A 12,302-nucleotide genomic window follows, 5' to 3' on the forward strand; every position below is an offset into this window, starting at 1 on the left:
TACGAAATGGCTAATTTAAAATTACAGGCAGTGACCAAATCCTATGACGGGAAAAACCAGATCATTCAGAGCATCGATCTGGACGTCGCGGATGGCGAGTTTATTGTGATGGTCGGCCCGTCAGGCTGCGGTAAATCCACGCTGTTGCGCATGGTTGCCGGGCTTGAGCGCACCACCAGCGGTGATATTTACATTAACGATCAGCGCGTTACCGAGATGGAGCCGAAAGATCGCGGCATCGCCATGGTCTTTCAAAACTACGCGCTTTATCCGCATATGAGCGTCTTCGACAACATGGCTTACGGTCTGAAAATCCGTGGCTTCGGTAAAGCCCAGATCCTCGCTCGTGTAGAAGAAGCTGCGCGTATTCTGGAGCTCGGCCCGTTGCTGAAACGTAAACCACGTGAGCTTTCCGGTGGCCAGCGTCAACGCGTTGCTATGGGGCGCGCTATCGTACGCGAACCGGCGGTATTCCTGTTTGATGAACCGCTGTCTAACCTCGATGCCAAACTGCGCGTGCAGATGCGCCTCGAACTGCAACAGCTGCATCGCCGCCTGCGCACCACCAGTTTGTACGTGACGCACGATCAGGTTGAAGCCATGACGCTGGCCGAGCGGGTGATCGTGATGAACAAAGGAGTGGCCGAACAGATCGGCACACCGTCTGAAGTTTATCGCCGTCCAGCCACGCTGTTTGTCGCTAGCTTTATCGGCTCTCCGGCCATGAATCTGTTACCGGGCCAACTTGCCAGCGATGGCACATCGCTGGTGATGGAAGGTGGCTTCGAGCTGCCACTCAGCGAACCGCGCCCGGAATGGGGCGGGCGTGAGCTGACTGTCGGAATACGGCCTGAACATATTCAGCTCTCTGACGACCCGCAGACCGGCATTCCGCTTGATCTCACCACGCTTGAGCTGCTGGGTGCCGACAATTTGGCACATGGCAAGTGGGCAGGCAGTGGTGTGGTCGTGCGGCTCAATTACGAAGTCTGCCCACAACCGGGCACACAGTTACGTTTGGTTTTGCCGACGAACGCGCTACACTTTTTCGATTCTCACAATGGCTCACGAATGGAGTAACACATGTCAGTCTGGCCTTATCCACGGATTGTGGCGCATCGCGGCGGCGGTTCGCTGGCACCGGAAAATACCCTTGCCGCCATCGATATAGGCGCGAAATACGGTCATACCATGATTGAATTCGACGCCAAGCTGGCGCAGGACGGCGAAATTTTCCTGCTGCATGACGATACCCTAAACCGGACCAGCAATGGTTGGGGCGTGGCGGGCGAACTGAGCTGGAGCCAGCTGAACGAACTTGACGCTGGCGGATGGTACGGCGCGGCGTTCAAAGGCGAAAAGTTGCCGACGCTGGCACAAGTGGCACAGCGCTGTGCGCAGCACAACATGATGGCGAACATCGAGATTAAACCTACCACCGGCACCGACACGGAAACCGGCACCCAGATAGCGCTGGCGGCTCGTGAGCTGTGGAAAGGTAACGCTGTGCTGCCGTTGCTCTCCTCGTTTGCGTTCGACGCGCTGGTGGCAGCCCAAAAAGCGGCACCTGAGCTGCCGCGTGGACTTTTGATCGACGAATGGCAAGATGATTGGAAAACGTTGACCGACGAATTGGAGTGCGTGTCATTGCACCTCAACCACAACGTGCTGACCGCAGAACGGGTAAAAGCGCTCAAAAATGCCGGTCTGCATATTCTGGTTTACACGGTCAATAAACCCGAGCGCGCGCGCGAGCTGCTAGGCTGGGGCGTGGATTGTATTTGTACGGACAAGATTGATGTGATTGGGCCAGATTTTGTTTGAGTTAATCGCCTGAAAGCACCCGTCGTGAAAAGGGATATCCTCTTTGTGGTATCCCGGTGATACCTTTCTTATATTAATATCTTTGGAATTCTCCCGCTTCTGACCTTGCTTCATACTTATTTCTTATTCTGAGGAGAGATGAAGATGCAAATAAGAACATTAGGTGGCGAGTTGAGCGTATCGGCGATGGGCTTCGGCGCAATGGGGCTGAGTGAGTTCTACGGCGAAGCAAAAGATGCGCATTCCCTTGAGGTATTGAAAACGGTGATCGACACCGGCGTTAACATGATCGATACCGCTAACGTCTACGGTCGTGGACATAACGAACGGCTGATTGGACATTTTCTGGCTACGCTGAAAAGCGCGCAGCGTGACCAAATAAAAATCGCCACAAAATGCGGTATCGACCGCCCGGTCGACGCCACCTACGAACGCACTATCAACAACCAACCTGATTACATTCGCCAATGCTGTCATGAGTCTTTGCAGCGTCTGGGTGTGGAACGAATTGATCTCTACTACCTGCACCGTGTCAATCCTGATGCCTCGATTGAGGAGAGCATGTCTTGCCTGAGTGAATTGGTGAAAGAAGGTAAAATTGCGCATGTGGGGCTGTGTGAGGTGTCGGCGGTAACGCTCGAAAAAGCTCACCGTGTTCATCCGGTCGCCGCGTTGCAAACCGAGTACTCCCTCTGGACGCGTGATATTGAACAGGACATCCTGCCGATGGCTGTCAAATTAGGGATTGGTGTGGTGCCCTATTCACCGCTGGGACGTGGTTTCCTGACGGGGAAATACCTCAATAACAGCCATTTCTCTGAAGGAGATTTCCGTAAGAACAATGCCCGTTTCAGTGATGAGAATATGAAGTACAACACTCGCATCCTGGATGTTATTCAGCCCCTGGCCGAAAAATATCACTGCACATTGGGGCAAATCGCCCTGGCGTGGCTGTTGGCGCAATATGAGCAGATTGTGCCGATCCCAGGCACCAAAAACAGTCAGTATGCGGTAGAAAATGCCGGTGCGGCTGATATTACGTTAAGCCCTGAAGATGTGGCGTTCATTAACGCGCTCAAAAACAGTATTGAAATTAAAGGCGAGCGTTACAGCCTCGAAGGCATGAAAGGCGTCAATGCTTAGCGCTGAAGCTTGACCGTTAAGGTATAAAAAAGGGCTGAATGATCAGCCCTTTCTTTATAGATGAAATAACGTTTCCAACCCGCTCTGGTTATAAACGCTCCATAATCGAACGCCCGTACCCGGTTAAATCATTACCTGATTTCATGCTGCCTCCCCGGAGAGAAGGGTTGTCTGCTCAATTTTTATCGGAATGATGGCGACCAGAAGTAATGACAGGACGATCGCCACGCCTGCAATGCTCATCAGTACGGGAATGCTCAATATAGAGACCACCCAGGCGCCGGCCAGTGCGCCACAGCCAATCGCACCGTTAAAGAAAGAGGCATAGATGGCAGAAGCCGGGAAAGCGTTGTCGCCAGCCAGCCTTAATACCCAGGTCTGGAAACCGACGAAAATACCGGAAACCGCCAGGCCCCAGACCACAATCAGCGCCAGAATTTGACCCGATGCCAGATTGGCACCCCATTGACCAAGGGTGATCAGCGTTGCGGCAATCAGCAGTACGGAGATCGAAACCAAAGGTTTCAACCATTTATCAATCAATATGCCGGTGACAACATTGCCTGCTAAACCGGCGATGCCAAAAATAAACAGCATTACGGGAATCATGCTGGCAGAGACGGAATGAATACTATGCAGCCAGGGTTCGATGAAGGTAAATGCGGCAAAGTGGGCGGTGATCGCCAGCAAGGTGGCTGCATAGATTTTCCACATTGCGCCGGAGCGTAAAACACGCGCCAGTGCATCCAGTCCCAATGTACTGCTGTTTTTGACTTTCGGCACGATCAGAGCAATACCGAAAAAAGCGATCACGCTGAGTAATGACATCAGCCAGAAGGCAGGACGCCAGCCGAGATTAAGACCGATATAGTTTGAAAGCGGTACACCCAATACGCTGGCGGCAGAGACACCACCAAAAACCACCGAAGTGGCTACGCCGATATACCGCGCAGGAACCATCGAAACAGCGGTAGCACCGATCATTGCCCAAAACGCGCCGTGCGCGAGTGCGCCAATGACTCTGGCGGCCAGCAACCATGAATAGCTGTCAACTGATGCACAGAGGCTGTTGGAAACCAAAATAATTAAGGTCAACACCAGCAATAGCATTTTCTTCGGCAGGTTGCCCAGAAACAGCGAAGAGAGCAGCGCGCTGATCGCTCCAACCCAGGCATACAGTGTGACGGTCAGACCAATCATCGATTCAGATTGATGTAAACCCTGTGCCATGGGGGTTAACAGGCCAATTGGCGCTAATTCAGTGGTAACGATGGTAAACGTCGAAAGCGCGAGAATAATCAGCGCCAGCCATGTTTGTAAACTCAGAGACGGATGGTCATGATGTGCGGTATTCATAATATTCCTATTAATGGGGACTTATTATTTTCGATATTTAAGGTGGAGGTTATTTGGCGGAATTAATTCCATAGATTTAAAATGGGTTAAATAAATATTATTTGGCGAATGCTGGGGATCCTGGGTAGATCACGAGTAAGAGACATCACAATATCAATTCACTCTTTTTAGAGAATTGTTACTTTTGTAATATAAATTTGGTATCACACATATTATGGAAAGCGATGGTGGGTTCGGGTAACCTACTTAACAGCACGCTTTCTACCGTAACGGACACCCGGACAGGTTGTTTTTCTGACGTTGACTATTCCTTCTTTCTCTTGGGATCCAGGGAAAATGGCGCGGGAGTTATGTATTGAATTATTTCAGCGAAAAATTACCTACAATCAAACAATTACAATGCTTTGTTGCTGTCGCCCATGAACTGAATTTTCGGCGTGCGGCCGAGCAGATGCGCATGACTCAGCCTCCGCTGACCCGTCAAATTCAGTGCCTTGAAGACGTGTTGGGTTGCCATCTTTTCACCCGTAACACTCATCAGGTTCACTTAACTGAGGAAGGTATGCAGTTACAGGCACAGGCTATGCAACTGATTGAACAACTTTCACAATTGGTCAAAAGTCTTAAAGTAGACAGTGGCGTTGTCAGAATGGGGGTGACCCGAACGTTGGATTTCACGTTAATTCCCACTATTAATGCACATCTGGAAAAACTGACTGATGCTGATGATGTTGCTTCTTATCAGCTGTCGTCCAAGCAGTTGTTACAAATCCTTGCCCGTGGGAATTTGGACATCGTGCTCACCGGGGAAAAGTCTTCCAGTCATGATGACGAATTTGATTTCCGCTGGTTACATCGCGAGCCTCTGATGCTGGCATTGCCTTCATCACATCCGGCAAGTATTAAGGACAGCCTCTCATTACAGGATGTGGCGGATTTGCCACTGTATTGGTTCAGCCGCAGCGCCAATCCCAGCTTTTATGATAAGTGTGAAGGGTTTTTTGAAAAGCTGCCTTTCACCCTCAAACGAAAATCAGAACCCGATGACTCTTTGCTGACGCTGGCGAATGTAGCCCGTGGAAAAGGGATGGCGCTGATGCCTGAATCAATGTGTTTGTCGACGCGTGAAGGATTGTGTTATCGCAAGCTGGAGGCGCGGACAGCCCGACAATTGAATATTGATGTCTATCTGGTGATGCGGAAAAATGAGCAGCGCGAAAAGGTACTCAGCGCCGTGGAGCAGTTGCTATCGCTTTCCCCCAGAGAACAACCTGAACGGGTTTAAACCAAGCAGGGCAGAACCGGATGAAAAGACGCCGTTATGGTGTCTGATTCAATTTCTGATTTAACTGCTGATTGTTCTGGTTGAGCTGTTGGGTTTGCAGGCGCTGCTGATCGTTTTGGATCTGCGAGCGCAGCCTGAGCTGTTCCTGCTGCTGGCTGTTGGTCATCCCTTGCTGCAACTGGCGCTTTTGCAGTTGTGCGTTGTTCTGCTGTTGCTGTTGCATCCGTTGTTGTGACGGATTATTTAACAACTGCTGTGCGCGGTCCGGTGGTGGGATCGTATTGGCTGCGGTGGCTTGTACGGCAAAAATCAGCGGCATTAAGGCCAAGAATCCATAAAAGTGTTTCATCAGAGTACCCTCCATTGAGTCATTCTTTAAGTCTACGCCATAGAACCGTATAACGCGGATGTTCGCAGCAGGTAACGCTTAAAACGTGTGTTTGCTCTCATTAGGTTTATTATTGTACAGACGTAAACCCACTTTCGATGCCGCACCTTTCCAACTTCCGTTACAATCAGCCACCTTCTTCATTTTCGGGCTGAACGCCGTGCCGTTACTTATTATTACCACCATTTTGTGGGCCTTTTCCTTCAGCCTGATTGGCGTTTATCTTGCCGGACAGGTCGACAGCGTCTTTGCCGTGTTAGTCCGTTTAGGGCTGGCGGCGTTGGTGTTTCTGCCGTTTCTGCGCTGGAAAGGGTATCCGGTTAAAACGCTGCTGATGTATATGGGAGTCGGTGCGATGCAGCTTGGCATCATGTATCTCATCAGCTTTGAGGCCTATTTGTACCTCTCGGTGCCCGAATTCCTGCTGTTTACCGTGATGACGCCACTTTACGTGACACTGATTTATGACCTGATTAGTGGGCGTAAAATCCGCATCGGCTATGCGCTGAGCGCACTGCTGGCCGTCGTAGGTGCGGCGATTATCCGTTATGACCATATTAGCGAACATTTCATCATTGGGTTGTTGCTGGTACAGGCGGCGAACCTCTGCTTTGCGCTTGGACAGGTAGGGTACAAACGGCTGATGGAAACGCATCCAATGCCGCAGCATACGGCGTTTTCCTGGTTCTATCTTGGCGCACTGCTCTGCGCGGTGGTGGCGTGGTGCCTGTGGGGTAATCCGCAGAAACTGCCCACCACGGATCTGCAATGGGGCATTCTGGTGTGGCTGGGGATCGGCGCTTCGGGGCTGGGTTACTTCATGTGGAACTACGGTGCGACGCAGGTGGACGCCGGAACGTTGGGGATTATGAACAACTTTCACGTCCCGGCCGGGCTGCTGGTAAATCTGGCGATTTGGCAACAGCAGCCACACTGGCCGAGTTTTATCCTCGGCGCGGCGGTGATCATGTCCTCACTGTGGGTGCACCGGCGTTGGGTCGTGCCGCATCGCGAACAAAAGGCAGATGATCGCACGCGTGCTGGCGCGCAGAACGAATAAAGGCTTCAACGACCGGCTGACGCTGTTCGCCATCGCGCACGGCGGCATAGAGTCGGCTCCATAAGCCATCGCCCAGGGTTTTGGTCACCACTAAACCCTGGCGCTCAAAACTCTCCACCACCCAGTGTGGTAACGCTGCAATCCCCATTCTCGCCGACACCATCTGAATCAATAATAAGGTGTTATCGACACTTTTCAGTGACGGGCTGACGCCTGCCGGTTGCAGGAAATGCCGCCAGATATCCAGACGCTGGCGCTGCACCGGATAAATCATCAGCGTTTCACTGCTGAGATCTTCCGGCGTGATGACAGGTTTGGCGGCCAGAGAGTGATCCGGCGCCAGCACCAGACGAACTTCAAAATCAAACATCGGCGAATAGTGCAAACCGCTGCGCGGCAGGATGTCGGAGGTCAGGACGATGTCCAGCTCGCCCTGTTGCAGCGCCGGCTGCGGGTCAAAGGTGACGCCGGATTTAAAGTCCATCAGGACCTGCGGCCAGTGGATACGAAAGTTATCTAACGCGGGTGTCAGCCACTGAATACAGCTGTGGCATTCAATCGCGATGCGCAGCGACGTCTGATGCGGCTCATTGCATGCCTGCAACGCCTGCTGGATTTGCGGCAGCACCTGTTCCGCCAGATTCAGCATGATCTCGCCCTGAGGTGTAAAGCGCAGTGGCTGGCTTTTGCGCACAAACAGCCTGAAACCCAGACGTTGCTCAAGGTCGCTGAATTGGTGCGAAAGAGCCGATTGGGTTTGGTGCAGCTGTGAAGCTGCGGCGGCCAGCGACCCGGTGTTGCGCAGAGCCTGCAACGTCCTGAGGTGTTTCAATTCGATCATGAGAGTCCTTCACTGTGCCATGAATAATTTGCGCTTGTGCAATATACAGTACCTGCGGATTATAGATGTGTAAACATCTGGACGGCTAAACAGGAATTTAAAAGATGACGATACTGAATCACACTCTGGGTTTTCCACGCGTTGGTCTGCGTCGTGAACTTAAAAAAGCACAAGAAAGCTACTGGGCAGGCAATTCCACACAGGAAGAGCTGCTGGCAACTGGCCGCGAACTACGCGCCCGTCACTGGAAACAACAGGCCGAAGCGGGCGTGGATCTGCTGCCGGTTGGCGATTTCGCCTGGTACGATCACGTACTGACCACCAGCTTGCTGCTGGGTAACGTGCCTGCACGTCACCAGAATGCCGACGGCTCTGTGGATCTCGATACCTTATTCCGTCTTGGCCGTGGCCGCGCACCGACCGGTAAACCGGCTGCGGCTGCGGAAATGACCAAATGGTTCAACACCAACTATCACTACATGGTGCCGGAGTTCGTGAAAGGCCAGCAGTTCAAACTGAGCTGGACGCAATTGCTGGAAGAAGTAGACGAAGCGCTGGCGCTCGGCCACAAAGTGAAACCGGTTCTGCTCGGCCCGCTGACTTACCTGTGGCTTGGCAAAGTGAAAGGCGAGCAGTTCGACCGTCTGACACTGATTAACGACATTCTGCCGGTTTATCAGCAAGTGCTGGCCGAACTGGCAAAACGTGACATTGAGTGGGTGCAGATTGATGAACCTGCGCTGGTGCTGGAACTGCCGCAGGCATGGCTGGATGCCTACAAACCGGCGTACGAGCAACTGCAGGGCAACACCAAACTGTTGCTGACCACCTATTTCGACAGCATTGGCCACAACCTCAACACCCTTCGTCAATTGCCGGTACAAGGCCTGCACATTGATGCAGTCGCCGGTCGCGATGACCTAAAAACCGTGATTAACACACTGCCAAAAGAGTGGCTGATTTCACTGGGCGTGATCAACGGGCGTAACGTCTGGCGTGCGGATTTGAGCACCTGGTTCGACCGCCTGAAACCGCTGGTCGAAGGTCGTAACGTCTGGATCGGCAGTTCCTGTTCACTGCTCCACAGCCCGATCGACTTAAGCGTTGAAAGCCGCCTGGATGAAGAAGTGAAAAGCTGGTTCGCGTTTGCGTTGCAAAAATGCGTCGAGCTATCACTGCTGACATCAGCGCTGAACAATCCGACAGCTGAAGCACAGCAGAAACTGGCCGAATACAGCGCGCCAATCCGCGCCCGCCGTGAATCGACCCGCGTGAATAACGCAGCCGTCGGTAAACGTGTTGCGGCCATTACCGCCGCTGATATCGAGCGTCCAAACGTTTACACCCAACGTGCTATCGCCCAGCGTGCCCGTTTCAACCTGCCAGCCTGGCCGACCACCACCATCGGTTCATTCCCGCAAACCACCGAAATCCGTGGCCTGCGTCTGGACTTCAAACAGGGTCGCCTGGACAACACTAAATATCGCACCGGTATCAGCGAACACATCAAGCAAGCCATCAAAGAACAGGAACGTCTGGGGATCGATGTCCTGGTTCATGGCGAAGCAGAACGTAACGACATGGTCGAATACTTCGGTGAGCATCTGGACGGTTTTGTGTTCACGCAAAACGGCTGGGTACAGAGCTACGGTTCCCGCTGTGTGAAACCGCCAGTCATCATCGGCGACGTCAGCCGTCCGCAAGCCATTACCGTCGAGTGGGCGAAGTACGCACAATCGCTGACTGAAAAACCGGTCAAAGGCATGCTCACCGGCCCGATCACTATTCTTTGCTGGTCCTTCCCGCGTGAAGACGTTAGCCGTGAAACCATCGCCAAGCAAATCGGTCTGGCGCTGCGTGATGAAGTGGAAGATCTGGAAAAAGCCGGCATCGGTATCATCCAGATTGACGAACCCGCACTGCGCGAAGGCCTGCCGCTGCGCCAGTCTGAGTGGAATGCCTATCTGCGCTGGGCCGTCGACGCGTTCAAACTGAACGCCGCGATTGCCAAAGATGACACGCAGATCCACACCCACATGTGTTACTGCGAATTCAACGACATCATGGATTCGATTGCTGCACTGGATGCGGATGTGATCACTATCGAAACCTCTCGCTCTGATATGGATTTGATCGAAACCTTCAAGGAATTCGATTACCCGAATGAAATCGGACCCGGCGTTTACGACATTCACTCACCTAATGTGCCAAGCGTTGAGTGGATCGAAAACCTGTTGCGTAAAGCGGCCGACAGTATCCCGGCAGAGCGCCTGTGGGTTAACCCGGACTGCGGCCTGAAAACTCGCGGCTGGCCAGAAACCCGCGAATCACTGGAAAACATGGTCAAAGCGGCTAAACGTCTGCGGGCTGAGAAAATCTAGTTGATAAGCTTATTGTTGTGATGAAACTCAGGGGCGCTTCGGCGCTCCTTTTTCTATAAGGGCAAAGCTCATTCGTATTTTGTAACGACTTTCTTCCTGCCATTGATCCCCCATTATCGCGCCAGTTTCAGGCGGTTAACGACCTTTGCCGTCAAGCCGTTTTACCCGTCACCCACTTTTCTCTTCTAGGCTTAAAGCAGGTTTAACTGATTTTAATGAAGGAGAAAACGATGAATCGATTCACAGACAACGTCGTGGTAGTGACGGGCGCTGGCTCGGGAATGGGGGCTGCAACGGCTCGGCGTTTCTCCAAAGAGGGCGCAATTGTCGTGCTGGTCGGACGGACCGAAGAGACGCTAGAGAAAGTCGCGCAGTCACTGAGCAGCACGCAGTACTACATTCATATTGCTGATGTCTCTAAGGCGCAGGATGTTGAACGGATGGCGGCAGTAATTAATGACAAATTTGGTCGTGTCGATGTGCTGGTTAATGGTGCGGGTATTGCGGTGCAGGGAAAAGTCACCGAAGCCAGTCTGGAAGATTGGCATAAAGTCATCGAAATCGATCTCAGCGGCGTGTTCTATTGCACACGTTTCTTCATGCCTGCGCTGATTAAAAGCAAAGGGAATATCGTCAATATTTCGTCGGTATCCGGCATGGGAGGCGATTGGGGCATGAGCTTCTACAATGCTGCCAAAGGGGGTGTCAGCAATTTCACCCGCTCAATTGCGCTGGATCACGCTAAAGACGGCGTGCGTGTCAATGCGGTATGCCCATCGCTGACCTTCACGGAAATGGCCGCTAATATCAAAACAAACCAGCCTTTGCTGGATAAGTTCTCCGAACGTATTCCGATGGGGCGCGGCGCAGAGCCGGAAGAGATCGCTGATGTGATCGCGTTTTTGGCCAGTCATGACGCGCGTTTCGTGACGGGAGTTAATCTGCCGGTAGATGGTGGGTTGATGGCTTCAAACGGTCAGCCACCGCTGGCGGGTTAAGACATCATAACGCGAGTTGTCGCGGTCGTTATACCGTGAGTGTCGTTATTAAGTGAGTTTAGCCCCGCAAAGCGCATTGCTTACGGGGCTTGTCTGCCGATTATGATCGCATATAAACGCAACATTCCTTGTCTCGTTCGCTATTCGTCGCTTTTCATCACTTCACGCCGTATTGCTCAAACCATCCCAGCATACGTTGCCAGCCATCGGCAGCCGCTTCAGGGTCATAGCTTGCACGGTAATCCGCGTTAAACGCATGCCCGGCTTGCGGATACACCACAATTTCAGCGGTGGCATTAGCTGCGCGAATCGCCTGACGCATGGTTTCCACGCTCTCCAGGGAAATACCCGAATCTTTACCCCCATACAGGCCCAACACTGGCGATGTCAGGTCTACTGCTTCATCAACCGGGTGAGTCGGCGTGGTCAATGTTTTATCTCCCACCAATTTCCCGTACCAGGCTACACCGGCTTTCAATTGCGGGTTGTGTGCTGCATAAAGCCAGGTTATCCGTCCACCCCAGCAAAAACCGGTGATGGCCAGTTTAGAAGAATCTCCACCATGTTGTGACGCCCAGTGCGCGGTGTGGTCAAGATCGGACAACACCTGCTGATCGGGGACTTTGCCGACCACTTTACTGAGGATGTCGCTAATTTCGGTGTAATCTCGCGGATCTCCCTGGCGGAAGTAGAGCTCAGGCGCGATGGCCATATAGCCCTGTTTGGCCAGACGACGACACAGATCCTGGATGTGCTCATGCACACCGAAAATTTCCTGCACCACCAGTACCACCGGCAATTTCCCGGTGTAGTTTTCAGGGCGGGCCAGATAGGCCGGCATGTCCTCACCTTGAGATGGAATGTTGGTCTGACCGGCATGCAGCCCATCGGTATCAGTGTGTACCGTGGTGTTGGCGACAGGCGTCACTGCCGGTGCGAAGTGGGTCGGAGCCTGTTTCACTTGCGGTGCAGGTACAGGTAAATCGTCATTGTTCATTTTGGTCACCCTATTTTTTAGGCAATGAG

Annotated in this window: 11 protein-coding genes; 7 read left to right on the forward strand and 4 right to left on the reverse strand. The window is 52.6% G+C overall.

All coding sequences use genetic code 11. The features are described 5' to 3' along the window. Positions 1–6 precede the first annotated feature (6 nt). The 3 genes from IEV89_RS19530 (at position 7) to IEV89_RS19540 (ending at position 2,967) form a co-directional block, all read left to right on the forward strand. Positions 7–1,080, forward strand: a complete 1,074-nt coding sequence (locus IEV89_RS19530; RefSeq protein WP_188475183.1) for a sn-glycerol-3-phosphate import ATP-binding protein UgpC — start codon at positions 7–9, stop codon at positions 1,078–1,080. A gap of 3 nt (positions 1,081–1,083) precedes the next feature. After that, positions 1,084–1,824 (forward strand): glycerophosphodiester phosphodiesterase, encoded by a 741-nt coding sequence (ugpQ, locus tag IEV89_RS19535; protein ID WP_188475184.1) that lies wholly within the window; start codon positions 1,084–1,086, stop codon positions 1,822–1,824. 144 nt (positions 1,825–1,968) lie between these two features. Next, on the forward strand, positions 1,969–2,967 hold the full coding sequence (locus IEV89_RS19540; protein WP_188475185.1) for an aldo/keto reductase: 999 nt from the start codon (positions 1,969–1,971) through the stop codon (positions 2,965–2,967). A 141-nt stretch (positions 2,968–3,108) separates the two neighbouring features. On the opposite strand, the gene IEV89_RS19545 is transcribed toward IEV89_RS19540, so the two are convergent. Continuing rightward, the gene (locus tag IEV89_RS19545; protein WP_188475186.1) at positions 3,109–4,323 is read right to left on the reverse strand and encodes an MFS transporter; all 1,215 of its coding nucleotides are present in this window, start codon (positions 4,321–4,323) and stop codon (positions 3,109–3,111) included. 355 nt (positions 4,324–4,678) lie between these two features. On the opposite strand from IEV89_RS19545, the gene IEV89_RS19550 reads away from it, so the two are divergent. Next, positions 4,679–5,608, forward strand: coding sequence for a LysR family transcriptional regulator (locus IEV89_RS19550; protein ID WP_188475187.1), 930 nt, complete (start codon positions 4,679–4,681; stop codon positions 5,606–5,608). Positions 5,609–5,642: 34 nt separating this feature from the next. On the opposite strand, the gene IEV89_RS19555 is transcribed toward IEV89_RS19550, so the two are convergent. Beyond that, positions 5,643–5,957 (reverse strand): DUF2756 domain-containing protein, encoded by a 315-nt coding sequence (locus tag IEV89_RS19555; RefSeq protein WP_188475188.1) that lies wholly within the window; start codon positions 5,955–5,957, stop codon positions 5,643–5,645. Between the two features lie 199 nt (positions 5,958–6,156). Between IEV89_RS19555 and IEV89_RS19560 the strand changes: the two genes are divergently transcribed. Beyond that, positions 6,157–7,056: a carboxylate/amino acid/amine transporter gene (locus tag IEV89_RS19560; RefSeq protein ID WP_188475222.1), complete on the forward strand. Its 900-nt coding sequence runs from the start codon at positions 6,157–6,159 to the stop codon at positions 7,054–7,056. Here the strand turns inward: IEV89_RS19560 and metR are convergent. After that, positions 6,962–7,897, reverse strand: a complete 936-nt coding sequence (metR, locus tag IEV89_RS19565) for an HTH-type transcriptional regulator MetR (RefSeq protein ID WP_188475189.1) — start codon at positions 7,895–7,897, stop codon at positions 6,962–6,964. The genes IEV89_RS19560 and metR overlap by 95 nt on opposite strands. Before the next feature lie 104 nt (positions 7,898–8,001). On the opposite strand from metR, the gene metE reads away from it, so the two are divergent. Further along, positions 8,002–10,278 carry a 5-methyltetrahydropteroyltriglutamate--homocysteine S-methyltransferase gene (gene metE / locus IEV89_RS19570; protein WP_188475190.1) on the forward strand — a complete coding sequence of 759 codons (2,277 nt, stop codon included), beginning with the start codon at positions 8,002–8,004 and terminating at the stop codon, positions 10,276–10,278. Between the two features lie 230 nt (positions 10,279–10,508). Beyond that, entirely contained in the window at positions 10,509–11,276 is a 768-nt protein-coding gene (gene budC / locus IEV89_RS19575) for a meso-2,3-butanediol dehydrogenase (protein WP_188475191.1), read from the forward strand. A 157-nt stretch (positions 11,277–11,433) separates the two neighbouring features. On the opposite strand, the gene IEV89_RS19580 is transcribed toward budC, so the two are convergent. Beyond that, positions 11,434–12,273, reverse strand: coding sequence for a dienelactone hydrolase family protein (locus IEV89_RS19580; RefSeq protein WP_188475192.1), 840 nt, complete (start codon positions 12,271–12,273; stop codon positions 11,434–11,436). Positions 12,274–12,302 lie beyond the last annotated feature (29 nt).

The sequence above is a fragment of the Hafnia psychrotolerans genome, from assembly GCF_014639435.1.
In the GTDB taxonomy this organism is placed as follows: domain Bacteria; phylum Pseudomonadota; class Gammaproteobacteria; order Enterobacterales; family Enterobacteriaceae; genus Ewingella; species Ewingella psychrotolerans.